The organism is Legionella busanensis, assembly GCF_900461525.1.
Classification (GTDB): Bacteria; Pseudomonadota; Gammaproteobacteria; order Legionellales; family Legionellaceae; genus Legionella_C; species Legionella_C busanensis.
Map to the genome: position 1 here is coordinate 2,057,179 of NZ_UGOD01000001.1, position 26,772 is coordinate 2,083,950.

A 26,772-nucleotide genomic window follows, 5' to 3' on the forward strand; every position below is an offset into this window, starting at 1 on the left:
TACTTCTTATGTTTTCAGTCTATTTTAATTTAGGAATTGATATGCGACGCAATGAATTAAAATGTTCTGACCCGCAATTAATTAATCTTCTCAAGCAAACATATGCTCTTCAAGGAACTCAGGTTCACTTTATTAATACAGGGTCTTTCTACAGCTTTGTTGTTGAAACTGCCAATAATAAAAAATTTTTTTTAAAAATTTATCCAAAAGAGCAAACATTAGTACCTATTCATCCTAATCTTGAATCAATTAATTACGCTGCGATTGCACTCTATCGATTTAGATGTGAGTTTGAATTTAAATATATTCCGTATATCATACAAACGACAGCAGGTACATTTTGTTTGAATACACCTGAGCTTATTTTGCTGCTTTCTAATTACATTGAAGGCTCACATCCCTCCTACTATCCAAACCAATTATTAGCTGAAAAACTTGCTTCTATACTTGCTAAGCTTCATCAAATTCCGATTAGTGAATTTCCTAAATTTAAGCAAGAAGATTTTGATATTTCCTATGCACTTGGCTTGGAAAATTGGCTTAAACCCCAGATTTCTGCTAAAGATGAGATTTACGCATCTACTTTATTATCTCGATTAAATAACTACGAAGATATACTAAAAGAAAAACTAGCCCAGCTTAAAATATGGCAAACTCAATTTCAACAAAGAGATATACCATTAGCCCTTACCCATGGTGATCCTCACCACTATAATGTTTTACAGACCGAACATGAGGTATGGTTAGTTGATTGGGACGGTATTAAAATTGCTCCTATCGAACGCGATCTCTGGCATTACCAGGAGAGTTCTTTACTTAATTTCTATGCCAAATTAAATATACAATCAATTGATTTAGAATTATGTAAATTTTATCAACTGCAACGATTTTTTGAAGATACCCGTTATTATCTAGAGCAGATTATCTTAAAAAAAAATGCAACTAAGCAGCAAGATGAATTAGATAAAGAGACTTTTTTAAATCATTGGGGCTGGCAATATTGCTTAAAGAAGTAATATTTTGGGTGAATAAACTAGAGCCTATAATGAGTTTGATCCATGACATATGATAAAAATCGCCAAAAAAATAATTGGCATGTACGTATTAATAATTATCATTTAATTAGACAAGAATTAAATAAGTTAAGTGAAGAAGGGCTCTTAAAAGCGTTTTTGCAAATTAATTCGCAAGTATCAAGCTTAGGTAACATTAACGCTTTAATGCAAATTAGTAAGCAAACCGTTTTTATTAAAGCAATCTACTTATCAGAGCTAGAGTGTTTACCTGAAAATTACTTGTCTACAACCAATTTTTTTCAATTACCCCTTTATTACCAATATGGTATTGGTTCGCTTGGCTTTGGTGCTTGGCGTGAATTAAGCGCCCAACAAATGGCTAGTAACTGGGTGTTATCTGGCCAATGCAGCTATTTTCCTCTGCTTTATCAATGGCGCATCATTAATATTCCACCACATACTATCAACTCAACTATATTAGACTCAGTAGAAAAAGAAGTCTCAATTTGGCATAAAGAACCTACTATTTGCTATCGACATTTAGCCAGGCATACGGGGCAAAAAGTACTGCTACTCTTTTTAGAACATATCCCTTTTACACTACATGATTGGCTGTTATCCATAAAAAAAGAAAGCCTATTATCAGGAACGCTATTTCAGGAAATTGACAACGCTCTTACTTCTATTTTTTCCTTTATTAATAAACAAGGTATGCAGCATTTTGATGCCCATTTTAAAAATATTCTAACCGATGGCCAGCAAGTTTATCTATCTGATTTTGGTTTAGCGATAAGTGATCAATTTAAACTTTCTGAATCAGAAAAAACATACTTTAAGCAACATCAAACTTATGATCAAACATATAAAGCTTTTTTCCTAATTTATTGGTTAATTGAATATCTCCTAAAACCTGAATTAAATTCAAATAAAGATTTTTCTATTCTTTTGCAAGAATTTACTCAGAAAAATACAACTGACCTACCAACCTATCTAAAAATGTTTGAACATTATTTACCAATTGCCTTGCGCATGGATAAATTTTATCAAAAATTAAAAGCAAACTTAGGAAGTACTCCATATCCTTTAAATGATGATTAAAGCACCCGCGTAAGACTAATAATGAGCAAGCCCAACACAATATTTGAAAAATTATTGACTATTTTAATCGAAAAATGTAATATCTATTCAATTTAAAACCGGCACATAGCAATGCATACAATTCTATTACATCATTTGCCAATGCAACTTGCAGCAATCATTGTCGGTATTTCTTATGCATTAAATGCACATCGTCCTTTCAAACGTTTTCTCTTAGCTGTTTAGCTACGCTCAATTTCTATTAATTTTATTCTGTCTTCAGGCTGACTGAAGTTTTTATCTATTTTTTGAGCGTAATTATGAATACTCTAAATTTTTTTCATGAATTGTACTCTTGGTTTAATGCGATAGCTAATAAGGAAATTGCTATTTCCAAAGATGCTATAGATTATTTTTTTGACCCCTATTTTAATATGACAGTTAATGGACAAATTGTAGTTAATTCAAGCCAAGAGCTCTCTAATCATTTCCAGCAAATTATCCAAAACACAGATAACATTGAGTTAATAATGCCTTTCGATGACTTTATTACTGCACAAGCAAAAGTAATTTTACGTTATCGAATAAAGCAAAAAAATAAGCAATTAATTACGCATGTTATTGGAATTTATACCCTAGCACCAGATAGAAGAGCCCAATCAAAATGGGAACTTAATTATACCCTTCCGGAAGAGGGAGTAAAATCATGAAAACGTTTGATTACATTATTATTGGGGGTGGAACAGCAGGTTGCGTTTTAGCCAATCGTTTATCAAAAAACCCTAATCATTCTGTACTTTTACTTGAAGCAGGACATAACTCAAGCCATATTTTCTCCCAACTTCCTGTTGGTCAAGCAAAAGTAGTGGGCAATCCTAATTGGGATTGGCAATTTCTTGCCGAGCCTGATCTTTCATGTGCAAATCGACAAATGCGCTGGCCTGCTGGCAAGTGCTTAGGTGGTAGTAGTTCAATTAACGGTATGGTTTATGTCCGTGGGCATAAATTAGATTATGATCATTGGCATTCTCTTGGTAATCAAGGTTGGGCTTATGAAGAAGTTTTGCCATTTTTTAAAAAGATGGAATTGTTTGCTTATGGTGATTTAAATTATCGTGGTGATTGTGGTCCTCTAAAGGTCCGAGAAATTATCAAACCTCATCCTTTAACTCAGGTATTTATTGCAGCAGCCCAAGAGTTAAAAATTCCTTTTAATCCAGATTATAATAGCCGCGAACAAGAAGGGGTTGGGATTTGCCAGACTAATCAGACTAAACGCATCCGACATAGCACTGCTGCTGCTTACTTAAAGCCTGCTCGACATCGTAAAAATTTAATTGTTTTAACAAAAGCGTTTGTTCATAAAATTCATTTATTAAATCAGCGAGCTTATCGTGTAAGCGTCCAATTAAGCCATGGTTTAGAAGATTTTTTTGCAACTAAGGAAATAATACTTTGTGCTGGAAGCATTCAATCTCCTAAAATATTATTACAATCGGGAATTGGCTCGCCAGAGGAGCTTCACTCTTCTTGTATTCATGCATTACCCGGGGTAGGAAAAAATTTACAAGAACATCCAAATACCTGGATTAGTGCATTTGTAAATACATCTACTTATAATACTGATCTCCATATTTGGCGTGCAACAAAACATTTAAGACAATGGCTTATAAAAGGCGGCGGTGCTATAGCAACCCCTATTGCGCATGCTATTTGTTTTATCAAAACAGCTCTAGGCATTCAGCAACCTGATATCCAAATTCATTTTACCCCCTTTTCTTATGAGTTTGATAATGGCAAATTGTCTTTGACAAAGCGGCCAGCTATTGTACTTACGCCTAATATTTGTCGCCCTGTAACCCGAGGATCAATTACGCTATCGAGTGCTGATCCTACATCGCCTCCTCTCATTAATTATCAAGCTTTAGCTGAAGAGAAAGATGTAGAAACGTTAGTTGCAGGATGCCGCATTGCACGTAAAATTATTAATACGTCAGCGTTTAAACCTTATCTTGTCGCGGAGCGTTTTCCTGGAAAAGATGTTGATGATGTTCAGCTGATAGATTATATCCGTCATCACTCCTCTTTAGGTTACCACCCTGCTGGAACATGTAAGATGGGTTGTGATCCTATGGCAGTAGTGGATGCTTCACTTAAAATACATGGTTTAATGGGGCTGCGCGTTGCGGACGCCTCTATTATGCCTGTAATTACGAGTGGGAATACAAACGCGCCTACTATCATGATCGCAGAAAAAGCTGCCTATTTAATTTTACAGGAGCACTCTAAATAATCGCAAACTACCCTTATAAATTTGCTTAAAATTTGCAAGGGTAGAAAATTAATAGCTGTTTAAAATATAATGAATCTCTATTAGACCGCTTTCCATTTTGGAAAGAGTTTATTTAAAAGGATTAAGGGCGTTTGTCGTTTTTTCTACTTGCTGACAATCCTTTGGTTTATTTATTTTTAATGACCAAATACTAAATTTTGGAAAAATATTTGTAATTTCTTCATGTAATTGTATTTTTTTATCATGTATTTTTTTTCTATCAATCATCGCTTCTTTTGCAGTTTGAACCCGCTGCTGATCATCTTCTTTTTCCGGTAAGAGAATAGGTAACCTGCTCACAATATCAAAATAATTTTTAAGGGCTTTGGGTGACTGACTGTGTTTGATATATTCATCAGCTATTAGTGAATAAGCCCAGTAATCTATAAAACTAAAACTTAAATTATCTTTATTGTCGTTAAGCATGCTATATACCTTAGTAAAATCACCATGTTTAGCATAGGCAAGCATCCGTTCTGGTATTGATAATTGCTGAGATAAGTTAACTAATTCTCGTGTATTAATACTAACATCACTAATAACAGGTTCTAAACTTAATTTTGCTGCGCAAATATTTAAAGCTCGAATGTTTGCTGGTGAGAAATAAGCGTGTGTAAAGTTAAAAAAATTGGTTAAATCAACTGGTTTTCCGGCCTGTAAATTAGCAAATAACTCATTTGTGTATTTGCCTGTATCATGTTTAATTACACTCCCAATTTTAAATTGCCAATTATCTTGCTCATCTTTAAAAAAGAGAATATTTTCATAACCCATGGCATCTAAAATAATATTAGTTTTTTTATAGAAATCTCGATAATGATTTAAAAACTCAGCCATCACTTGTCTGAGCTCAAGATCATTATCTAAGCGCTGCAAAATTGCGCCAATTCGTCTATCAAACAATGCATAATCATTTAAATTAAAATCAATTTCATCTGTTGGATGAATAAGATATTCGCTTATCTTCTCAAAAAAATCCTGCTTATGTTCTATTAAATATGGATCCAGCTCTGATGGCTCTATTTTAAAATCAAACTTTATTTTTGCTGTAAAACACTTTTCGTAGGGGACAATGGATAGTGCTGCAATTTGAGCTTTTTTCCCTGGCAGTTGTACTAAAAACGTAAAGTGTTTTTCCCTAATACATCTTTGTTTTCCTTCCTTATCAAAACAGGCATATAAAACAGTATATTTTTCCTCTAACTTTGCTAGTTCTTCCGGAGCTGGATTCTGTTTCATTAATTTAATAACAAAAGGTGCATTTGGGAAACGATATAATATGTGAGTTCCACCTTCAGCGATTCGCTCAGCTTTTGTTAAATCAATTGCACCTGCTGCAGTTGTTGGGATTAAATTAAGCTCGAAAGCTGTACTTAGCGTAGTTATATTAGAGCTTGTACTTTCTAATTCTGGCGTTTCATACATAATACAAATTACTTGAATTTAACCAAAGTGTATTTTAGAACGAACAAAATTGAAAATTATTAGAATAAAGCTTAATTTTACAAATTTTTTGCAGTTTCTTTTAAATCAAATAACTAAAGCTGTTCATCTAATACTAATTTTATCTAACTAAACAAAGCTATAATTATTAATCTCTTCTTTCGATTGTTCCTGTGGCGTTATTGTAGGAGTAAGCAACGTTTTAATAAGCATTTCTGTCTGTTTTTTATTGACTGCTTCTGTATAGCCGCCTTCAAGGCTAACATAAACAAAGGGAATTTTATACTTATTAATAACTTCTCTTAACTGCTTATAAAAATGCTCAAAATCGCCATCATTAAATCTTTGTTCCTTAATTTCTTGGTCATAAATATTTCTATATTCAAATTCTTTAGTTGTTTTATTTATTCCACGATAAATATCTTTAGAACACCCTGCTTTTTCTTTACCATGTGAATCCCAACCAAGTACTAAATAGATAGCAGTATCCCTAGGATTATTTTGACAAGCCTGCTCAATTTGAGTTAATAAATCTTCCATAATAGGATGTAAATCACGAGAGTTTTCTCTGACATAATTTGGGTCATCTAGCTGAAGCGGCAGATAGATGTACTGTTCATTTATCACTTTATCATATTTTACATTACCACTAGCAGAATAAGGGTAAACACGAGAATCATAACTATCTAGATGAAGAATGGTACGCGATTTAGAAAAATTACTGGTGCTTAAGGTATTGCGCAGACCATCATCTTCATTAACATCTAGGCCACAAATCACATTATTAACGTGTCCAAAATAATGAATAAGTACTGCAACTTTATTAAAAATACAAAAACCGGCTGCTTTTTCACGATATGCGTGATGAGTAGGCAAACCTATCCCAAATATCATATTATGATGTTGTTTAAAGCCTTCTATGGTTGTGGCAATATCTTTAATTAATACTTTAAACGTTTGATTATTAATATGAATATCAGTATCTTCTTCATCTGAATCTTCATCAGAATTAACACATTTATCTATTATAGATTTAATATAGTCTGCACTGTGAGTAGCTAGTAATGCTCTCTTTATGGGGTCATTTGGATCAATCTCATCAAATAAATTTTTGGCTCTAGAATTATGTTCAGTGATACTTGCAAACAAACCTTTCCAATTTTTTAACATTGCATCACTCGTAGGTTTTAAAGTGAAATTATGTCTTTTAACTACATCAATGATTTTACTTATCCGCTGCTGTTGATCTTGTGTTTTTTTCTCAGCGGCTGCACACATACCACGATATGTAACAAAATCAGTATCACTAGGGATTTGTACAATACTGGATAGTTGCAGGTTTTCCACTTCCATACTGGATTCATCATCTTCTTTTTTTAAATTTTGTTTAGGGATTTCTGGAGTAGACAATGCTACTGCAGCCTCTGTTTGTTGATGTTCAATATCTTTATTAGCCTTTGCATGGATTTTTTTCACTGAAAAAAATCCTATAGAATCATTTACCTTTAAAGAGCGCTTACTTTGCGCCGTTGTTTTTTTTACTATTGACTCTTCAGGATATTGAGTATTAGCGGTTGATTTTGACTCAGTTTCAAGATGCATAGCACCAGTTTCTCGACGTTTGGTTCGGGTTGCTTCCCGCTTATTCTTCTTATTTTTAACGCTTGGTTCCCTAGTTTTCAACTTTTTAGGTTTTTTCTCATCTTGATTAGATAGGAGCTCATTTTCTTCTTGTAAATTAAGAGAAGCAGAAGTAACGTGCTTCCTTTTTTTTACTTTCTTTTCCTCTACCTCTTCTGTAGTTGGCTTAGGCATGCGCCTTGTATTATATATTCTCTTCTTCTCATCTTTTCCCATAGCTCCTAACCTTTATTAACCAATAATATGTTTACATTTTATACAATTAATAGTAGTACAATATTAACTTCAACTGATCGATAAATTTTTTAAAGATTAAGCAAGAAAAAGCGCTGCTTAAGAATTAAGTAAATATCCCTTTACTTTAAAGCCACTAAAAAGCCTCTTTGGTAGCATTCCTATAACAGCAGAATATAGGTAGGAAATAGCAATAAATTTTGGTGAAAGATTTTATCATAACTAAATTAACTAGTTGGATCTACTCTTAAATTTAGGTCATTTTCTGTATGATTTGTTCTATTATCACTATTTTATAGTTTTAATTCTGATTTTATTATATTAAAGTGACCGTTGTTATTTTTGTTATGACTGAAATAAATACTTAGTTTCCCAGATATTTATGTGATACTAGATTTAATAATGCTGTTAGCCACTTTTTGCCCACCACTTAGATAAACATATTGGCTATGCTAATTTTAGGATTAAATGTAGCTGATCTAACTAAAGATGTTGAAGCCATCTTAAGCCCAGACTCATCTCGACTTACTATGTGACTAAGCTAGTTAAATAAGCTGTGTAATAGCTAAAAATTCAACAACTCAAGGAATTTAAAGATTATTAAGTTACGTGCCCATTCAGATATAACCCCCCTATTTGTTTAAATTTATTACAAAATGGTTATTATTTAATATTTTATTAAGCCTACTATGGTATTATGAGCTCATATTGAAATTTATTAAATCTAATAATGATTGAAGTAAATATTTGGTTTCCTAGTACGCACATATTCGGTAGAAGAGTCAAAAATGCACTTGGTTCTTTCTTCGCGGGTCCTTTAAATGAAAATGCAGGCCATGTTAACTTCAAAATGGATATCCTTGAAGGAAGCAATGAATTTTCAAAGGTACAAAATAGCGAAGGGCAGTGGATTTATGAAAAGAGCTTTGCTCGTGTAGGTGAAAAAAATGAAGGTAAAGCTGCTGAGATTACTCCTAACGGCGGCACTCATAAACAAAGGACAATTAAACTTGAGCACCGTCAAGTTAAAAAAGTACGAGTGAATGTGGTACACCATAGTTTTTGGCCTGGACCAAAACCTTCTGTAAGTTCTGTTGTTAAAGATGTTTTGCACTTAATGGGCCTAAGTCGACCATCAAAAGGGGTAGCTTCTGAGGTTAGTAGACATGACATAGATATGAACAGAGAAAACAATAAAAAGGGCGCTAACATCATAGAACGTCGAATCGATACTACTTACACTGATTCAGTTATAGAAGAACAAAAACGCCTTAAGGTTCTGCTTGTAAAAGCGTTAATTTTGAAAAAACAGGAACTAGTAGCCGAACATGGGAAACAAGTAAACGCAATTAAATCAGAAAGAGAAAACCTTGCACAGCAGGTAACAACTGAAAAAGGACTAAAAAGCCCTTCTTTTAGCCCTAATCTATTTATAAAAACTGAACAAGCAAAACCAATTTCAGTAAAACAAAAAATTTCCTATTTTGAAACTCAAACCGCCACACTTCCTAAGAAACAAAAGGAAAACGAGCGTATAGAGCTTGAAAGAAAGTTAGATGCAGAGCTTAAGCAACTAAATACTAAATTTGCTAAACAAATTGCAGAATATGACAAAGAAATAAAACAGATTCAATCTACAATAAGTCCCCATGACCGCGCTATCTTACAGGAGTTAGATATAAATCGAGCCCAAGGACAAATAAGAATAGATGCTAATTCATTAATGAGCGAATACGAACTAAGGAAAGCACTTCTAGAAGAAGCTAAGCTCAATCAGGAAATAGCTACCTTTCAGCAAAGATTAAAGGAAATTTCCTTTAGTGGAAACAATCTAGATAAAAGTAAAAAGCAGCAAATAGAAAGTATCAATTTTAATATTGAGACAACGACAGTTAACCTCCTAACGGTACAAGAACGCCTTGAAGCTATTAAAAGGAATTTAAAAGGAAGTATTTTACTGCAGTCTATCGATGATATACGAAAAAAATATAGGCAATACTATGAAGATAGTGATAGAGAAATGAATTATCACTTAAGTTCAAATATAACAAATGGTTGCCATTCTGATACACCGATAATGTTACCCACCAAAGAAACTAACCAGCGTTTTTGTCTTGATGAGGCACGAGTACTTGAGGAAGTTACGCGCGAACGTACAAAAAACTACAGTTTTATTACCAATAATTGTGTAAGTAGTGCCAAACGCTGTCTTATAGCTGGCCTTACTGACGAAGTAAGAGAAGCACTTAAAAAACATGCAAACTTTAATGAGACAGATTTTGAGGTAAGCACCAGTCAAGTAGAAACACTTGCATCATTTCAAGCTTGGTTATTCCGGCTAAATGAGGGCTTACGTCATCTAAATTCACTACCAATGAATTATAATCCAGAAGTAGCATTAATTGCATCAAGCACTTGTTAAGTTATTTGCCTAGCTAATTTTAAAGAATTAACGATTATTAGCCAGTCAAATGGATAAATTATGCCGGGGACGGCGTTTGGCAAGATGACAGAGATGAAAAGAACGATAATGCAAGCCCCTTTACATTAAGATCTTAAACTTTTTATTAACTTAGTTTTAATTGCTAATTCTTTATGCTTAACCTTATATTCATTTATTTTTCACCTACTTTAACTCAACAATCATTTCATCCCTTTAGGCCAGACTTTAAAATTTAAAATTAATCATGTCTCATATTCAATCTTTCCTATTTTAAAAAATTAATATAAATTAAGGCCAGCCTACATAGGCTTTTAATTATAAATATATAAATTTAATTCAAAGAATTAAGGATGACTCACAATGAAAGGACTACTACAAAAGTGTAGGGTACTCATTTTATTAAATGCTTTTCCCTGCTTTCTCTTTGCTGCAGAACCAAATGCTGTTTATTTAACCTGGCAATCTGATCCACATACAACGATGACAATCAATTGGATTACCAAAACTAACGACAATAATGATGCTTTACAATACCGTCCTTCTGCAACTGCAGCCTGGATTCCTGTTAATGGTAATCATAATGTTTTACCTGTTGATAAAAGTTATCAAGTACACCGCGTAAGTTTAAATGGATTAAAACCCGGTGCAATTTATGAATTTTCATTAAAAACAGATAATAATCAAATTTATACCTTTAAAACCATGTCAGAAACCTTTGATAAACCTGTTCGCTTTGTCCTAGGAGGTGACACATATGGTGATGATAATCGTGATGAAAATTTTGCTGCTATGAATACTCGTGCTGCGAGTTATGATCCTTTATGTGCTTTTCTCGGCGGTGATTTATCTTATGCAGGCAATCTAAAATCTGAGTTTAAATATTGGATTAAATGGTTCAATATTTGGTGGAAAACAATGCGCGGACCTAATGCACGGTTAATCCCTATTATCCCTGCTATTGGCAACCATGAAGTAGAAGGTGGCGAAGGCCAGCCCGTTAATAAACTTGTTTATTATAACTTTTTCCCTACAACCAATCCCAAAGATAAAACCTATTATGCTCTCAAATTTGGCAAAGAGATGTTAATGGTTATGTTAGACGCTGATAATGTAAGTGATATTAGCGGTTCACAAAGTAGATGGTTAGACACGGTTCTTGCCGAAAATCAATCACGGCCTCATCTTTTTGCTCTTTATCATCAAGGTGCTTATCCTTCCGTACGCTCCTTTAATCGCTCGAAAGCTAAAGAAATTCGCAAATATTGGGGAACAGTTTTCGAAAAATATGGCTTAGATATTGCTTTTGAACACCACGATCACGCTTATAAAAGAACATATCCTTTATATCAAGGCGAAATAAATCATTCTAAAGGCGTAATTTATGTTGGGGATGGCGCTTGGGGAGTTGAACCTCGCGAAGTACAAAATGGTAATCGTCCAGAGTTTGTAAGAACAAACAGTACTCGTCATTTTATTTTAATGGAAATTCAGGGGCGAAATCGTAAGATGTTTGCAATCAAATCGGATGGCACTATCGTTGATCAATGGGAAATGACAGCAAAACGATAATTTATAAATATAATTATTTAATAAAAGTATTACCTAATTAAAACTCGCTGATAAGTTATTAAAATTGACAGGATTTTACTGATTTAAGAAATTTAAATCAGCGAGTTTAAACGTGTATCAGATCCTTTTTATCTTATAAAAATTAGTCAAAAAATGATTTTTCTTTGAAATTTCCCTCAGAAATAAATTTTAATTGCTACACTTAAATTATTTAATAACGCATTAAGCGGATAATTTCTTTGCTGTTTGTTTCTGTTTGTCATTCCCGCGTAGGCAGGAATCTATCTCAGGAGATACTACAGTACTAAATTTAAAATGGATTTCCGCCTAAGTGGGAATAACAAAGATTGGGGTTGCTAAAGAAAATAACTATTTTGTTAAAAATATTAACCTAAACCTAATGTGATGTTATTGATTGATAATTAATTTTTAAGTTAAATCGGTTGTTACAGACTTAGTGTGAAAATAAATAAAAAAATGCCTAAGGAACCTGATTTATAAGGGTACTGGTATGCGTAAAAAACTGGATTTTAATAATGTAATTGATTTATTCAATGATCGCTGGCAAATCTCTCCTCATCATCCCTTATATTTCTATTCTACTACAGGCCATACAAAAGACAGTATTTGCTATTCATATGATGGGATGAGACATAAAATTCTATCTATTGCTGCCTTAATACAAGCCAATACCCAACCCGGTGATCGAGTTTTAATGATTTTTGCACCGGGAATAGATTATATTACCACCTTTTGGGCTTGTCTTTTTGCAGGCGTGCTCGCCGTACCTGCTTATCCTCCCTTTGATAAAAATACCGTTGAAAAATTACAGGCCATTATAAACAATGCTACGCCAAAGCTTATCTTATCAAACCAAGAAATCATTTCTAATATAAAGAAGTTAAGCCTATTTAAAACCTTTGCTACCAATAAATTATTAAAAAATTTAGCTTATAAATTTTCCAATAAAACAAGCGAATTATGTGAGTGGGACTTTGAAAAATTTCGCTGGTTAGATATTGGCAAAGCGAATAAAAATTGGGCTGAGAAATATAAGCCAATAACTATTAAACCTAATGATGTTGCCTATTTACAGTACACTTCAGGATCAACGGCAATGCCAAAAGGCGTGATGGTCACTCATCGCAATATACTAGCTAATTTAAGTTTAGTGTTGCAAACTATCGGGGAACAAGAAAATGATCGTATGGTTTCTTGGTTACCACCTTATCATGATATGGGATTGATTGGTAATCTACTTTTCCCTGTATATGCGCAAATTCCCATCTTAATGATGTCCCCTATTACTTTTCTCCGCCATCCATATTTATGGTTAAATGCCATTTCAGATTTTAAAGCAACAGTCAGTGGTGGGCCAAATTTTGCTTTCGAATTATGTGAAAGAAAAATTGATCCCAAACAACTTGCACCTAATTTTAGCTTAGCTTCCTGGCGTGTCGCTTATAATGGCGCAGAACCTATTAATTATCATACCTTAGAAAATTTTTACCTTAAATTTAAAGAATATTGTTTTAAAAAACAGGCTTATTATCCACTTTATGGACTTGCTGAAGCGACAGTGTTTGTCAGTGGTAAAGATAAAGATGATCATCTTACTTATTTACCTGTGAAAAAAAGTAGCTTACAGCAACATAATATTGTTCTTAATGATAAACAAGTTAATTCCACCGTATTAGTTAGTTGTGGTAAACCCAAAGTACCAACAATTATTATCTCTGAAACCTTGCAACCATGCGCCGAAGGTGAAATTGGTGAGATTTGGCTACAAGGAGATAGTGTTACTTTAGGTTATTGGCAAAAAGAACAAGACACTAAAGAGGCCTATCAAGCAACCCTCCCTGGTGATGACTCTAACCAAACTTACTTAAGAACAGGTGATCTTGGCTTTTTATATTATGGGAACTTATACATTACAGGCAGGATTAAAGATTTAATCATTATTAATGGCAAGAACCACTATCCACATGATATTGAATTAGTTGTACATGCTACTCATCCTTTAATTCGTTTGGGTTGTACTGCTGCTTTTTCGCTTGTCTCTGATGGTCAAGAAAAATTAGCAATTGTGGCAGAATTAAAAGAGCCGGCAAATCTAAATGTTTATTTAATTATTATTCAGAAAATAAGAGCGATTGTTAATTTGCATCATAGCTTAGACCCGTTTTCGATAGCTCTTCTTCCACCTAAAACACTTCCTAAAACAACAAGTGGCAAACTGAGACGAAATTATACCAAGCAACTCTTAGAAAATAATCAATTGGAATTACTTTATAATTGGTGTTTAGAAGCTGAGGTCGTACAATGAGTAGAGAACAAATTTATCAAAATGATATTGAGCAATGGCTAACGTTTAAAATAGCCAATTGTTTAAAACAAAAGCCGCATCGGATAGATAGAGAACAACCTTTGATTAGTTTTGGTTTTGACTCTTTACATTTACAGTCACTTTTTGCTGAAATTGAGGATACCTTTTTAATCACGATTGATGATAATTTTATTTTAAATCAAGAAAATATTAGCGAACTTTCTCAATCGATATACGTACATATAACTGATCAAAATATAAATCCTAAGTTAGAAATTGCAACCATTGAGCTTGTGCCCAAACAAGCTAATAAAAAAATGGATTACTCGATGTATACGGACTTTAAACAATTTTCGCCTTATCAACAGTTAAAAAAAATGCAACAAGCTTTAGGTAATGATATCTTTTTTGATAAACAGGAAGGCATCGCAAGTGATACTTGTGTTATTCAAGGTAAAAAATATATCAATTTTACCTCTTATAATTATTTAGGCTTAAATAATCACCCTATTATTTTAAAAGCCGCTATTGATGCCACTAAAAAATATGGTACTTCTGTCTCTGCGAGTCGATTAGTATCGGGGGAAAAAGTTATTCATCAACAATTAGAACAAGAACTAGCAAATTTTATAGGTGTTGATGATACTATTGTGTTTAATACAGGACATGCCACTAATGTTAGTACAATTGCCCACTTATATGGTCCTGACGACTTAATTTTGCATGATGAATTAGCTCATAATAGCCTAATTTTAGGCGCTGTTTATTCAAAAGCGACTCGTATGGCTTTCCCGCATAATGATTGGCAATTAGCTGATAAAATTTTAAAAGAAAACCGGCATCACTATAAGCGCGTCTTAATTATTTTAGAAGGTATCTATAGCATGGATGGCGATATACCTAACCTTGCACATTTTATTGATATTAAAAACTCACATGCTGCCTGGCTTATGGTAGATGAGGCACATTCTTTAGGGGTATTAGGCAAACATGGCAAAGGTATTAGTGAACATTTTAGTATAGACCCTAAGGAGGTGGAAATCTGGATGGGTACTTTAAGTAAATCCCTTGCAAGTATTGGTGGCTATATCGCCGGAAAAAAAGAGCTCATTGAGTATTTAAAATTTACCTGTCCTGGTTTTATCTTTTCTGTAGGCATATCACCTGCTAGCGCTGCAGCAGCCTTAGCGGCTCTCAAAGTCTTAAAAAAAGAACCCGAGCGAGTTGCTCATTTAAAAGAATTAAGCACGTTAGCAAGAGAAACAGCACTGCATTATGATTTTCACATAGGATTAAATGATTACACACCTATCTTACCGATCATTATTGGCGACTCAAAAAAGTGTATTGCTATTTCAAAACAATGTATGGACCAGGGAATCAATGTAAAGCCTATTATTTATCCTGCTGTACCAGATAATCTAGCGCGCTTGCGATTTTTTATTTCTGCCAAACACAAACAGACTCAAATTAAAAAAGCGTTTTCGACGTTAGCAGCGGTGGTTAAAAATTGTTAAATTTTGTTTGGAAAATGATTCTTAGCGCAGCCAGATAAAGATTGATATACTATCACTCTAAAATTTGTGATATCAACCAATCTACTTTTTAACAGTAAACAGATTGACATGAATATTAATTAATAATTTGCCTTCTAAAGTTCCTTTTAAATAATCCATCATAAAGAGAAATAACTACATCCGTTTCGTTCTTTCAGAAACTTCTATAAACTCTTTGGGAGCAGGCTTTTTTGCTTGTTCTTGAGTCACTTGGTTACTAAAAAATGTAAGACCAGATTGCACGCGCTCATGAACTTTATCAATTTGTTTTTCAGCGTCATTTCTTTCATCAAAGAGTTTACTTTCAGTCACTATACTTACTAATTTATTGCCAAGCCTTGCTAATATTTCTCTAATTCCACGGCTTTGAATAAATTGAGTTTGCCTCTTTATAGTTGACTGTGCTTCCTCTATAAAATATGCTAATTTTGGATGCTGCACATTTCTTTTACCATGCCAAAAATTGGCTACCTTCTCTTCGATTTCGCTTACTATTATTAAAACTGCAAGTGCTTCTGCCCCAGCAGATGCATTATATTGTTTCTCTGTTATGATCATATCTATAGTTGTCTTTAACTTAGTTAATGTATCTGAAGGATTACGTTGATAAGCAGAGACTGCAGTTAATAGACTAGCTTTTAATTGCGGGCTTTTCGTTACTTCAATAAGCTTTAAAGCACCTATTATTCTTAGATTGTTAATTTCTTCCTGAATATAAAGAATATAATCTAATTTTTGTCTATCAATTAAGTCATTACAATAAAATTTAAAAAAATTCTTACTCATTATAGGAGGTAGATTATCAGAACTAGTATCATGATATCGTTGCATAAGCGGGTCATTGTTATCAAAATCAATAGATAACGGAGCTAAGTCTTTTAAGCTCTTTAATTGTCGATGCCTCTTTAATAAATTATCATATGACTCTTCTTCAAGGGGCTTAAATTTGGAAGCAAATTTCTTCATGTGCTTTGTATAGTTAAAATTAGGATGCGCTTTCGCAAAACTAGCTTTCCTTTCCTCAAGATTATCTCGGTCTCGGTTAAGTAAAGTGCCTTCCCGAACTTTTTCATCAAAATTAGTTGAAGATGTTAACTTTTTCAGTCTTGCTGCTAGTGCTGCGCCCTCTATTTCGATTAATTCAGCCTCTCTTGCTACAAACTCTGCTTTAGTTAATTCAGCGTATTTTGAGATTATTGCACTTGCAATAACTGCATTCTGTGCCTCGACAGCTAAATCAAACAAATATCTTTCATGTTTATCTTTTTTTTCAAGATCTGCTTGACCTAACTGACTCACTATCGTCAATGCAACTTTTATTTCATTTTTTGATAGCTTAGGGCGATTTAATAAAGTCGCAAGTCTGTCGTAATGGGTTTGAGATGGCACAATATTTTGTACATGAATTATTAGCTTATATATATTATACGTATAGATTATTAAAGATACATTAAGTTTATTTTTTATTCAAAACTAGTAAAATTAAGGTTCATTATTAGGTATAATGTAGGGAGTTTGAATAGCAATAAAACTTTTTTCTACTTGTGTGGTATTTTGGTCTCGCACACTAAAAAAGCCTAAATTAATCCTTTCCTGGTCTTTTATACAGGCAACTTGGTTCTCAGCGTCATTAACATTAATCCTGTTATCTTTTATATTTTCTATTTTATCAGCAAGTCGCTTTAATATTTCTTCAATCTCATAACATTTAAAGACTCTAGCATCACTTAACTTCAAGGAAGATATTATTTGATCTATAAAAACATTCAAGGGCTTATGAAACCCATCTCGTTGTTCATCTAAAAATTCGTCTGCTAATCTTTCTAAATCATCCGCTACATTTATAGCCGCAATTGCTACCTGTCCTTTATGGCTATTTATCTACTGATAATCATTTTTTTAACTTGATTTATGGTTTTTTTTATAGCTTTATTTAAGTTTGCTAATACTGTTGTTTCATTTACATCCACTGAGTGCACTCAGTGTACAAAGCTTTGTTTTAATACCTCACCTGTTAGCTCGATATCAATAAATAACTCTAAAAATTTTATAACACCTATTATTTTAAGATTTTTAATTTCTTCCTTTATAAATTGGATATATTTTTCTTTTTGCAGGTCTATTAAAGTGATATAAGCAGGGGCTGAAAAACGGCACATAATAGGGGGTAAACAATTTAAATGATAAAACTGAATGAAAGGCTCATTATTACTAAAATCAATTTGCAAAGGTTTAAGCTTAGTATTGTTAGTTAATTTCGCATATCTAGTGATTATTGCATTTGCAATCTCTACATTATCCGCAAAAATAGCTAGATCAAAATAAATGAGTCCCGATGCTATTTGGCTTTTCAATATCTGATTGACTCAATTCTTCTACAAGTATAACTGCTAATTGCACATTCTTTTCGTTTGATAAATCAAAATTTTGTAATATATCCCTTAGTTTTTCGAAAGAAAAAGCTTGTTTAATATTAGAAATCATATTAATACAAATACTGATTAAAATTTAAACTTAAATTTTTATAAATAATCAATAAAACATTAAATTTTTAAAAAATGACTTAATTTACCTAATTAAAGTGAGCAATGCAAAAAAAGAAGTTGCTATGCATATACTATATTCTTTAATCTAGTTTTTATTATAAATCCGTACTGAAATCAGAGATTGTGGATAACGTAAACAAACCAACGTCCGTAGATCTGAAGACGCGACTTTGTACTCTCTTTTATTTTTAAGAAAATAGATTATGAAAAAATCCAACAAAAACCTCTTACCCACATTAATCCCAGCGACATTAGAGGATTACCCCATTATTCAAAATATGGCTCGTTTTTATGTTTATGATCTCTCGCGGGAGTGTGGTTTTATCTCAAAAGATTGGGCATGTCCTGAAGATGGCCTTTATAAAAGCTATGATTTTAAAAATTATTTCATAAAAGCAAATCGCTGCGCTTATTTAATTCAAGTTGATAATGAATTGGCGGGATTTGCACTATTAAATCAAGAAGGCTTTTTTACTGACACAACTTGGAATATGGGTGAATTTTTTATATTAGCAAAATTTCAAAATAAAGGCATAAGTTGCGTTATAGCTTCTCAACTTTGGCGACAACATCAAGGCCGCTGGGAAGTTTCTGTGATACCAGAAAATAAAAGAGCACTTCCTTTTTGGCGCAAATGTATTAGTCGTTACACTCATGAGCAGTATAAAGAAACAATTGAAAAAATTGACTATGACCCCTATCAACCTAAACGCTATATTTTCCGCTTTAATACAGCTATGCATACACAGATTGAAGAACATCAGGGAAATAGCGATTATAAAATAGAATTTGTTGATAAACTTGATGAAAATCTTGAGCAACATATGCTGAAAGATTTAATCGCTTATGAGTTTAAACATGGTATTTATGTTAACTATAAACCTTTTTCCCTCGTTTTATATCATAAAAATAAAATTCCTTGCGGAGTAATTAAAGCTTTTACCGCCTTTGCAGAAATTTATATTGATGACATTTGGGTAGACAGTACCTATCGTGGTAAAGGTTATGGCCGAGCCTTAATTGAAGCGCTTGAAAACCAATTTTCAGATAAAGGATTTAATAATATTAATTTATGTACTAGCGCGTTTCAGGCACCGGAATTTTACAAAAAATGCGGCTTTACAGAAGAGTTTACTCAAATAAATAAAATTAATCCTAAACTAAGCAAAACCTTCTTTGTAAAATTTTTTACAAATAAAAAACAAACGCAAGGTTTAATAACCTAATATGTACCGCTATTATTTGAAATAAGATATTACTCATATAATTATAATACGAGTAATATCTTTAAACTAATGTAATTTTATATTAGTAGCCTTAAATAGGTCTAATTAAATAACTTCAACTTGCTCAGCTTGTGGGCCTTTCTGACCTTGCGCAGGTTTAAATAAAACTTCAGCACCTTCTGAAAGTGTTTTAAAACCACTGCTCATAATTGCACTAAAATGAACAAAATAATCTTTACCATTGCTTTCAATAAAACCAAAGCCCTTGTCTTCCTTAAACCACTTTACTGTCCCACGAGTTTTATCTGACATAAAATTAAGTACCTTAAAAGTTAAATGGCTATATTAACATCTTTAAAAGCCAATTTTAAAGTAAATTTGAATTTTTAAATAAATATAAATTTTAAAATTACCCTTATAAATTGAAAAAGTCCTTATTTTTTAACTATTTTTCGCCCTAAAGCTGATTAAAACATTTTGATAGCATATAATTTAGAATATTTTATAAACTAAGATTGTAATGGAAGTTTTTTAAACTACAAATATTATACATATCAATTATATTTTAGGATAAGCATGAACAGTAAATTTTTAGTAGATGTTGAAGCCATACGGAAGCAAGCACGAAATAACTTACAAAAAGGTGCCGTTACCGAAAATTATAAAATTGGCTTAGACACAATGTACGAAATGTTAAATAGTGCTCTAGCAACAGAGATGATATGTACTCTACGTTATAAGCAACACTATTATAAAGCTACCGAGCTTGGAGCAACGATTGCTGCGGAAGAATTTTTAGAACATTCAAACCAAGAACAACAACATGCTGATCAAATTGCTGAGCGGATTGTGCAATTAGGCGGTCAACCTAATTTTAACCCGGCAATATTTCCCGCTCACTCTCATGCTGATTATGTAGATTGTGATACAGTTGCTGAGATGATTAGAGAAAATTTAGTTGCAGAACGTATAGCAATTGATATCTATCGAGAAATGATTCTTTTTCTTGGAGATAATGATTCAACAACCAGAAAATTGATAGAAGAGATTCTTGCAGTTGAAGAAGAACATGCTGATGACTTATTAGATATTGCTAAAGAATATGATATTAATTTAATGGAAAAATAAACCTTTACTAATAAATATCTTCATAACCTTGTGAGCTTTGTACTACAAGGTTATGAAAGAAACCAATAATTACACCGGATGCCCTGCGCCAATAAGCTTCTCTTCCCAGCCCGCAAGTTTTGTACCTGCCTTATAGGTTGATTCTAGAAATATTAATAAATCATCTTCAGGCGTCTTTGATTTTTGTAAATCATCATAATCTAAAATGAATAACTTCATAGTATCATCCCATCGTGCTGAAGCTGGTTTAATTTTACATTGTTCAATTCCCTTTGGTTCTGGATAAATAAAGGAATAATAGGCAGGACGAGGATAGTTGGCATTGCCGCTCCACCATCCAGATTCAACTTGTGCTTCATTCATGGCATTGCGACGAATATACCCTGAATTAATACCTTCAGTAGGAACAACAACGCCTTGATAACGCGCATCTCGCAAATCAAACGTGCCCCACATAAAACCAATGGGCGGCGTTTTTCCATTAAAACGAGCGTGATAACGTTGCATCACCCGATAAGAGCTCACTAAAATTCGCCACCAGGCATTTGCATATTCGCTATGATAAAACTGTTCTTTTGTATCTTCATTAAAGGGAATTGGATTGGGAACTTCCTGTGGCATACAATTTATTTTTATATCTATACCGGCTTTCGCTAATAGCCCAAAAAGCGTTTCAGTAAATTTGGCTACAGACATTGATTGCAATTGGAATTCACTTACATATTGCCAACTAGTTGCACAAATAACTTTATGCGCAATAAGATCGAGATCAATTGTAAAAATTCCTGTTTTATAAGGAATTGGGCCCGTACTTAAACCACGACTGGTTAAACTAAATGCAACATTTGCCCATTGGGGTTCAAAGGGCGTTGTTAACTTTAATTTTCCAATAGCTTGCATGCCCATATGCAATAAATAAGATGTGGTTGCAAAATCTTTGTATGGCAATGTCGGCCATGGTTCATATTGATCCACTGATTTCATAGTTCCCTCTTATTTAACTTTATGTTTTGCTTATCTTTAATATAGTTAAAGTACGACTTTATTTTGCAATTAATGAATTGTATAAGCTCTTTAAATCAAGTTAATTCACTATTTTATTAAGTTTTCTTCAATTCGCTTATCAGGAATAAACCATATGATTGCCACAATGACATAAATTAATTGAGCAGCCCATGGTAAGATATAGGCCATAAGAATTGCGAAGGCATATAAAAAAATTGAAATTTTTCCTTTAAAATCCTTGCCAATGGCATTCCCTATAAACGACTGTTTTCCTTCATGCTCAATAAGAACATGCACCAAAATATAATAAGAAATAGCGGCTAGAAAAAGCACTACACCATAAATTGCAGTTGGGGTAGCCGTAAATTGATTTTCACCCATCCATCCTGTGGTAAAAGGAAATAGTGACAGCCAAAACAATAAATTTAAATTAGCCCAAAGCACTTTACCTGAAATACTTTCGACAGCAGTAAATAAGTGATGATGATTATTTCAATAGATACCGATATAAATAAAACTTAGTAGATAGCTTAAGAACACGGGTACAAGAAGTATAAGACTTATTAAATTATCATTATGCGGAATTTTAATTTCTAACACCATAATAGTAATTATGATTGCTAATACCCCATCGCTAAATGCTTCCAGCCGAGTTACTCTCACTCTATATCCTTTCTTGCTTAAAATTTATTAATAGTAGTATTTTTATTTCTTCTCTTTTTCTTCCAATTTATGATTATCTAGATGACGCCTATCATGTATATTATTTTGTTTCTCTAACTGCTTTTCTTTTTTTGTTCTTCCAAACTTAATCCGATTCTCAGCAGCCTTTTTTTCCTTTGCTAAACGAACTTTAGCCTTTCTTTTTTTATTAAGATTAATAATATTTACCATCGTACTCTCAATTATATATTTATTTATAATATAGCGCATAAATAATCATACTAATTATTTAATACAGGAATATATTAAAACCAAAGCCTCTGTACACTAATAATTTACTTCCTACTTCCTTTTTTACATTATTCTTAATTTGATAGATACTCATTGCAGGATGATATTAAATTATTTATAGTGCCAAATTTTTAATCAAAGAAGAGTACTATGAGAACAAAAGAAGAGAAAATATGCCAAGAATTAGATACCCTTGGTATAACTATGTTTGCTTGACGGATTCATAACCCGAATGGTGAAAAAAGGAAATTTTATGATATTCATCCCTATACTAAACAAGGAACAGGTGTTTCTTGTACTATTTCTTATACTGATACTAAATCTGGCATAATTTATATACTTTATGGAAAAAAAGGAATAAAACACAATATGATCAGATCGGTGGTTATACACGTGGCCAGGGTCCCGAAGGCAGTGAGCTACAATTTGATAAGCGTAGTGAAGATGAAAGGGATAAAGAAGAAGAAGCTATTATTGGAAACTTAAATGCTATTTACGTTTCTCAAACTAAAGAGCCATCATCTTCTAGTCAAGTCAATCAATCATATACGCCAAAGCAATTAAAGGAAAAATCCACTGAAGGATTTGTTCAGCAGCAAAGTATAAAATTAGGCAGAAAAATCAATCCAATTTTAATGAAGTCATTTTTATTTCACGCAGGAATTAATTATCCGAATGATTATAATGCTTGGGATACAGCCTGAAGAGAAACTAAAGAGGAAACTGGACTAAACTTAGAACAATGTAAGCCACATGAGCTGTATACCTCAGATGATTTTGGAATTTCAAATGAAGAGCGTTACACACGAAAGTTACGCATTATTTATTCCATCTCGGGCGTTTAAATCAGCCCCCGGCTGTACAAGCTGGTAGTGATTTAGAAATTGTTCATTGGTTACCCCTTCATCAGATCAATTTACAAAATAATACATTAAATGACACAGCAATTAGACAGAGCTTTCTATTACAGACATTACCAAAGGCTGTCAAAAAGATTAGGGAATTAGAGTTAGCTGAAGTATCAGACAATATATTTACGAAATATAAGAATATCAAAGAAGCAGTGCCCTCTAATCCTTACACATGGGAAGCACATCTTAATCACCAGCGAATTTTAGAGAAAGCTAAAAAATTAAGTGAAAAAGTAAAACCCTTGTTAGAAGATGAAGTCACTGAATTAACAGCTCAGTTCACATTATAAAGCTACTTTTGCTATTAGTTATTAAAGCTCTTGGCTAACGTACCACTTTAAATTATACCTAGCTCTTTCCGAATATATGGAAGTATTTTACAATCTGAAGTGCAGCCATTCAAATTTAAGATTTTATCTAATGAATGTTTTTAGAATGGCTGCTTAATACTGGTATATGTTTTTTTCGAGGCTAAATTGTAAGGCTCTTTAACCAACATTTTCTAATAATAGCTCGTTTGGTAATGAGTCCAATAATTTTCTCGTTAATCACATTAATTTAAGTAAGGAAACAAACATATGAAAATTATCAAAACAAGTTTTTCAGGTTTATTCGCATTAACCTTGGCAGTAAAAGGTTATAGTAATGACCATCTCTATCAAGATAACCTAAATCAGATTAGTGACTCTACACCACCTCCATTATCTATAAATAAACGTTTGCTTTTATCGGGTCAAAATAATAATGAAGCTTGGGACAATTTGCAGGCAATCTTATCTAACGGACAAACACCAGACGGTGGGTCTATCTACTATCAATCCAGACCGAATAAAACATGCGAAACTTCCGGCGATTTATTAAGTAGCGCTAAGGAGAATTTTGCATTTTTAGTTAATAAGGCTAATCAGTCAGAGAAAGATATCTATATTCAATTGGCAATAAGTGTAAAAGATAATCCGCCAAATAGCACACGGTGCCCACACGGTACAAAACAAGGTGAATGTACTTCACTAGAAGCATCTGTTGCTGCTGTTCATGATATTGCAGATGGCAGGAGTGACAGATTGTATGATAATTTAATTAAATATATTAATAATAATCCTAAACCTATTTATCTGTTACGTTTAGATTATGAAGTCAGCTCGAACTTTTTTTGCGATCCAAATACTGATCCTAAGATTGGCTGCGAAGTTTATAAAAGAATGTTTAGGCATTTACGCGATTTAATAAACGCCGGCACTAGAAATAGCGGCGCGAGAGTATATTATGTCTATCATCCAGTGCGCGGCGAATATCAAATGCTGTATCCAGGAAATGATGTTGTTGATTGGATAGGGTTGAGTGTGTTTGAGCATGACTTATGCTTACCTCACTTTAATGGATCAAACTATAGCTACAATGGGTTTTCTGCCTCAAGCTATGTTCCTAACTCAACATGCAATATAGGTAGTGAACGTCTTACTGTTGATGGCAATATCTTAGGTGCAGTAGCCTTTGCAAATGCTATGGGCAAGCCAGTCATTCTTTCTGAGTCAGCAGTTACCAATTATGTAGATCGATCTGCTAATCATCCTAATGATGGAAGCGACTTTGTTTGGCAACAGGCCTATAAGGAAGCCTCTACGAATTGGGTAAATAGATTGTTTGGTTTAATTAATTACAATGGTCTTGTACCAATAAATTGTAATCCAGCAAACCCAAACCGATCTCCAGCTTGCAAATCTGATCAGGATAATCCTACCATTGATTTATCTTCCACAATAAAAGCGTTGGTTTATATTAACAACGATTTCCGCTATGGCTTTGATGGTTCACAGAGTTCATCACCAAACTGTAAATTATCGACGCAAAATGGAACCAATATACCTGGATGCGTACCCTTCAACACAAGTTGGTTCAATGATGCACGACTATATAATGACAGTAATGCATATGAAGCTGGAAGCTTTGTTTCTTTAAATGGCCAAGCAAAAGATGCTTTTTGCGCAGGTTTAGATAAAGCTAACTTTAATGTGAAGTGCGATTCAATCTGTACAGAATAAAGCACACTCATTCAGCTAATCAATAACATATATTTTAAGGCCGAGCTCTATGCACGTGGCTTAATATTATGTTGCAACTATCGATTTATACTTTCTGGGCTAGGTTGAGGTTTAACCTAGCCTATTTTAAGGTATTGGCTGCCTATTATGATCATAGATACCGCACCTAAAACCTAAGCGATGGCCACAAATGTAATTATGAGCGTTTAAAATAAAAATATTTTGATGTGCAAGACTAGATTCTGTCGAATATAAATTCATTAAATAAGAGAAATGAAAAAATTTTTTTCTGATTTACATTTTTAAAATGCATGTTAAAGTAAGCTGGATTTATCTAGTTAGGCAATTGTTTCATGGCTAAAATATTAATTGTATCATCCAATATCCATCCAGAATTATCTGTAAAGCAACTGCAAAACAGTTTAGATATTATTAAAGATACTTCCTATCAATATCAAGTAGAAAGTATTAAGGCTGGTAGCTATGAAATCCCTTTTGTTATTAATCATTACCATAATAAAAACCCTTTTGATGGTTATATCGCTTTAGGATTAATTCTTAAAAAAAATTTAGATCATTACCATTATATTATGAATCATGTCAGTACTTGCTTTACTCAATTTGCGCTGCAAGGCATGATTGTTGGTAATGGTATCATCACAGGTTTGAGCTTAGAAGAATTAGAAACTAACCTTGATAGTAAAGATCCATGTCTATGTGGCTATATTTCTGCCTTTAATGCTGTTAATTCTTTAATAAAGTTTAAATCTGTTAATTAATGCCTTTCGTAAATCATGCTAACATACATGTTATGGCGTGAAAGCAAAGATTTTTTTTATAATGAGGCCTAAGTTGATTGATATTTTGTGGCTCTATCGAATTACTTTGCATGATAATCGTAGTTGGTGCCAACTGCGCTTTGAAAAAGCGGAGAGATATTACAATCTTTGCTTAGAAAAGGATTTATTAGGTGATTGGACTATTGTTATTTCTTCAGGTCTGCGACTTAAAAATGGCCAAAAAAGGTTAATTGCTTTTAATTCCTATAACAATGCTTTAGAGCAGTTATGCAATCTTACTCAAAACTATTTACAACAACGCAATAAGCTTGTTTATATGGTGACTAATAATTTATTACTTCTTACCCTGCTTCCTTCTTTAAATAACTATACTTATACGAATAGTAGTGAAATAACTGGGAAACTTAATTCTACTGTTTCACCAAGAAAATCTAAAAATTCAGCAAACAAACTCAATAAAAAGGTACCTAAAGTAGATAGCCCTTATCAACAATTAAGTTTGTTTTAATAAATTTACCCCAGC

General features: G+C 33.0%; 22 protein-coding genes and 1 pseudogene. 14 read left to right on the top strand and 9 right to left on the bottom strand.

Annotated elements, in window-relative coordinates; translation table 11 throughout:
- The first annotated feature begins 41 nt into the window (after positions 1 to 41).
- The 4 genes from DYH30_RS09215 to DYH30_RS09230 all read left to right on the top strand — a co-directional run bounded on the left by DYH30_RS09215 (position 42) and on the right by DYH30_RS09230 (position 4,386).
- Positions 42 to 1,016, top strand: a complete 975-nt coding sequence (locus DYH30_RS09215) for a phosphotransferase (RefSeq protein ID WP_115332541.1) — start codon at positions 42 to 44, stop codon at positions 1,014 to 1,016.
- A 42-nt stretch (positions 1,017 to 1,058) separates the two neighbouring features.
- Positions 1,059 to 2,114, top strand: coding sequence for a protein kinase family protein (locus DYH30_RS09220; RefSeq protein WP_115331382.1), 1,056 nt, complete (start codon positions 1,059 to 1,061; stop codon positions 2,112 to 2,114).
- A gap of 299 nt (positions 2,115 to 2,413) precedes the next feature.
- Positions 2,414 to 2,803: a hypothetical protein gene (locus DYH30_RS09225; protein ID WP_115331383.1), complete on the top strand. Its 390-nt coding sequence runs from the start codon at positions 2,414 to 2,416 to the stop codon at positions 2,801 to 2,803.
- Positions 2,800 to 4,386: a GMC family oxidoreductase gene (locus DYH30_RS09230; protein WP_115331384.1), complete on the top strand. Its 1,587-nt coding sequence runs from the start codon at positions 2,800 to 2,802 to the stop codon at positions 4,384 to 4,386. The genes DYH30_RS09225 and DYH30_RS09230 overlap by 4 nt, the downstream gene beginning before the upstream one ends.
- Positions 4,387 to 4,494: 108 nt before the next feature.
- Here DYH30_RS09230 and DYH30_RS09235 read toward each other — a convergent pair whose 3' ends face one another.
- Together DYH30_RS09235 and DYH30_RS09240 are read right to left on the bottom strand one after the other, a co-directional pair.
- Positions 4,495 to 5,850, bottom strand: coding sequence for a hypothetical protein (locus DYH30_RS09235; RefSeq protein WP_115331385.1), 1,356 nt, complete (start codon positions 5,848 to 5,850; stop codon positions 4,495 to 4,497).
- A 147-nt stretch (positions 5,851 to 5,997) separates the two neighbouring features.
- Positions 5,998 to 7,725, bottom strand: a complete 1,728-nt coding sequence (locus tag DYH30_RS09240) for an arginase family protein (protein ID WP_115331386.1) — start codon at positions 7,723 to 7,725, stop codon at positions 5,998 to 6,000.
- 748 nt (positions 7,726 to 8,473) lie between these two features.
- Between DYH30_RS09240 and DYH30_RS09245 the strand changes: the two genes are divergently transcribed.
- The 4 genes from DYH30_RS09245 (at position 8,474) to DYH30_RS09260 (ending at position 15,598) form a co-directional block, all read left to right on the top strand.
- On the top strand, positions 8,474 to 10,165 hold the full coding sequence (locus DYH30_RS09245) for a hypothetical protein (RefSeq protein ID WP_115331387.1): 1,692 nt from the start codon (positions 8,474 to 8,476) through the stop codon (positions 10,163 to 10,165).
- 381 nt (positions 10,166 to 10,546) lie between these two features.
- Positions 10,547 to 11,755, top strand: coding sequence for a purple acid phosphatase family protein (locus tag DYH30_RS09250; protein ID WP_115331388.1), 1,209 nt, complete (start codon positions 10,547 to 10,549; stop codon positions 11,753 to 11,755).
- Between the two features lie 511 nt (positions 11,756 to 12,266).
- A complete protein-coding gene (locus DYH30_RS09255; protein WP_115331389.1) occupies positions 12,267 to 14,081 on the top strand; it encodes a fatty acyl-AMP ligase in 1,815 nt (604 codons plus the stop codon).
- Positions 14,078 to 15,598: an aminotransferase class I/II-fold pyridoxal phosphate-dependent enzyme gene (locus DYH30_RS09260; protein ID WP_115331390.1), complete on the top strand. Its 1,521-nt coding sequence runs from the start codon at positions 14,078 to 14,080 to the stop codon at positions 15,596 to 15,598. The genes DYH30_RS09255 and DYH30_RS09260 overlap by 4 nt, the downstream gene beginning before the upstream one ends.
- Positions 15,599 to 15,772: 174 nt before the next feature.
- Here DYH30_RS09260 and DYH30_RS09265 read toward each other — a convergent pair whose 3' ends face one another.
- From DYH30_RS09265 to DYH30_RS09275, 3 genes are all read right to left on the bottom strand, one after another.
- Positions 15,773 to 17,026, bottom strand: coding sequence for a hypothetical protein (locus DYH30_RS09265; protein ID WP_115331391.1), 1,254 nt, complete (start codon positions 17,024 to 17,026; stop codon positions 15,773 to 15,775).
- Between the two features lie 93 nt (positions 17,027 to 17,119).
- On the bottom strand, positions 17,120 to 17,374 hold the full coding sequence (locus tag DYH30_RS09270) for a hypothetical protein (protein WP_115331392.1): 255 nt from the start codon (positions 17,372 to 17,374) through the stop codon (positions 17,120 to 17,122).
- A 242-nt stretch (positions 17,375 to 17,616) separates the two neighbouring features.
- Positions 17,617 to 17,991, bottom strand: a complete 375-nt coding sequence (locus tag DYH30_RS09275) for a hypothetical protein (RefSeq protein ID WP_115331393.1) — start codon at positions 17,989 to 17,991, stop codon at positions 17,617 to 17,619.
- 395 nt (positions 17,992 to 18,386) lie between these two features.
- Here DYH30_RS09275 and DYH30_RS09280 point away from each other — a divergent pair, with 395 nt between their 5' ends.
- Complete coding sequence (locus DYH30_RS09280) at positions 18,387 to 19,409, top strand: GNAT family N-acetyltransferase (protein WP_115331394.1); 1,023 nt, start codon at positions 18,387 to 18,389, stop codon at positions 19,407 to 19,409.
- A gap of 105 nt (positions 19,410 to 19,514) precedes the next feature.
- Here the strand turns inward: DYH30_RS09280 and DYH30_RS09285 are convergent, their stop codons facing one another.
- Complete coding sequence (locus DYH30_RS09285) at positions 19,515 to 19,721, bottom strand: cold-shock protein (protein ID WP_115331395.1); 207 nt, start codon at positions 19,719 to 19,721, stop codon at positions 19,515 to 19,517.
- Positions 19,722 to 19,985: 264 nt separating this feature from the next.
- Here DYH30_RS09285 and DYH30_RS09290 point away from each other — a divergent pair, with 264 nt between their 5' ends.
- The gene (locus DYH30_RS09290; protein WP_115331396.1) at positions 19,986 to 20,537 is read left to right on the top strand and encodes a ferritin-like domain-containing protein; all 552 of its coding nucleotides are present in this window, start codon (positions 19,986 to 19,988) and stop codon (positions 20,535 to 20,537) included.
- Between the two features lie 69 nt (positions 20,538 to 20,606).
- On the opposite strand, the gene DYH30_RS09295 is transcribed toward DYH30_RS09290, so the two are convergent.
- The 3 genes and pseudogenes from DYH30_RS09295 to DYH30_RS09305 form a co-directional block, all read right to left on the bottom strand.
- Positions 20,607 to 21,521, bottom strand: a complete 915-nt coding sequence (locus tag DYH30_RS09295) for a DUF5996 family protein (RefSeq protein ID WP_115331397.1) — start codon at positions 21,519 to 21,521, stop codon at positions 20,607 to 20,609.
- A 108-nt stretch (positions 21,522 to 21,629) separates the two neighbouring features.
- Positions 21,630 to 22,205 (bottom strand): annotated as a pseudogene (locus tag DYH30_RS18640) (TMEM175 family protein).
- Between the two features lie 42 nt (positions 22,206 to 22,247).
- Complete coding sequence (locus tag DYH30_RS09305; protein WP_115332542.1) at positions 22,248 to 22,436, bottom strand: DUF4169 family protein; 189 nt, start codon at positions 22,434 to 22,436, stop codon at positions 22,248 to 22,250.
- A 1,123-nt stretch (positions 22,437 to 23,559) separates the two neighbouring features.
- Between DYH30_RS09305 and DYH30_RS17960 the strand changes: the two genes are divergently transcribed.
- The 4 genes from DYH30_RS17960 to DYH30_RS09320 all read left to right on the top strand — a co-directional run bounded on the left by DYH30_RS17960 (position 23,560) and on the right by DYH30_RS09320 (position 26,757).
- Positions 23,560 to 23,697, top strand: coding sequence for a hypothetical protein (locus DYH30_RS17960; RefSeq protein ID WP_160116188.1), 138 nt, complete (start codon positions 23,560 to 23,562; stop codon positions 23,695 to 23,697).
- Between the two features lie 288 nt (positions 23,698 to 23,985).
- Positions 23,986 to 25,449 carry a glycoside hydrolase family 26 protein gene (locus tag DYH30_RS09310; RefSeq protein WP_115331398.1) on the top strand — a complete coding sequence of 488 codons (1,464 nt, stop codon included), beginning with the start codon at positions 23,986 to 23,988 and terminating at the stop codon, positions 25,447 to 25,449.
- A 353-nt stretch (positions 25,450 to 25,802) separates the two neighbouring features.
- A complete protein-coding gene (locus DYH30_RS09315) occupies positions 25,803 to 26,228 on the top strand; it encodes a 6,7-dimethyl-8-ribityllumazine synthase (RefSeq protein ID WP_115331399.1) in 426 nt (141 codons plus the stop codon).
- Positions 26,229 to 26,301: 73 nt separating this feature from the next.
- Positions 26,302 to 26,757 carry a hypothetical protein gene (locus tag DYH30_RS09320; RefSeq protein WP_131740625.1) on the top strand — a complete coding sequence of 152 codons (456 nt, stop codon included), beginning with the start codon at positions 26,302 to 26,304 and terminating at the stop codon, positions 26,755 to 26,757.
- Positions 26,758 to 26,772: the final 15 nt, after the last annotated feature.

Bases quoted from the DNA above. Each gene is read 5' to 3' on its own strand.
- DYH30_RS09230 (WP_115331384.1), top strand. From the start codon at position 2,800: ATGAAAACGTTTGATTACATTATTATTGGGGGTGGAACAGCAGGTTGC.
- DYH30_RS09255 (WP_115331389.1), top strand. From the start codon at position 12,267: ATGCGTAAAAAACTGGATTTTAATAATGTAATTGATTTATTCAATGAT.
- DYH30_RS09315 (WP_115331399.1), top strand. From the start codon at position 25,803: ATGGCTAAAATATTAATTGTATCATCCAATATCCATCCAGAATTATCT.
- DYH30_RS09295 (WP_115331397.1), bottom strand. From the start codon at position 21,521: ATGAAATCAGTGGATCAATATGAACCATGGCCGACATTGCCATACAAA.
- DYH30_RS09245 (WP_115331387.1), top strand. From the start codon at position 8,474: ATGATTGAAGTAAATATTTGGTTTCCTAGTACGCACATATTCGGTAGA.
- DYH30_RS09225 (WP_115331383.1), top strand. From the start codon at position 2,414: ATGAATACTCTAAATTTTTTTCATGAATTGTACTCTTGGTTTAATGCG.
- DYH30_RS09280 (WP_115331394.1), top strand. From the start codon at position 18,387: ATGAAAAAATCCAACAAAAACCTCTTACCCACATTAATCCCAGCGACA.
- DYH30_RS09220 (WP_115331382.1), top strand. From the start codon at position 1,059: ATGACATATGATAAAAATCGCCAAAAAAATAATTGGCATGTACGTATT.
- DYH30_RS09310 (WP_115331398.1), top strand. From the start codon at position 23,986: ATGAAAATTATCAAAACAAGTTTTTCAGGTTTATTCGCATTAACCTTG.
- DYH30_RS09260 (WP_115331390.1), top strand. From the start codon at position 14,078: ATGAGTAGAGAACAAATTTATCAAAATGATATTGAGCAATGGCTAACG.
- DYH30_RS09305 (WP_115332542.1), bottom strand. From the start codon at position 22,436: ATGGTAAATATTATTAATCTTAATAAAAAAAGAAAGGCTAAAGTTCGT.
- DYH30_RS09285 (WP_115331395.1), bottom strand. From the start codon at position 19,721: ATGTCAGATAAAACTCGTGGGACAGTAAAGTGGTTTAAGGAAGACAAG.
- DYH30_RS09215 (WP_115332541.1), top strand. From the start codon at position 42: ATGCGACGCAATGAATTAAAATGTTCTGACCCGCAATTAATTAATCTT.
- DYH30_RS09240 (WP_115331386.1), bottom strand. From the start codon at position 7,725: ATGGGAAAAGATGAGAAGAAGAGAATATATAATACAAGGCGCATGCCT.
- DYH30_RS09235 (WP_115331385.1), bottom strand. From the start codon at position 5,850: ATGTATGAAACGCCAGAATTAGAAAGTACAAGCTCTAATATAACTACG.
- DYH30_RS09250 (WP_115331388.1), top strand. From the start codon at position 10,547: ATGAAAGGACTACTACAAAAGTGTAGGGTACTCATTTTATTAAATGCT.
- DYH30_RS09290 (WP_115331396.1), top strand. From the start codon at position 19,986: ATGAACAGTAAATTTTTAGTAGATGTTGAAGCCATACGGAAGCAAGCA.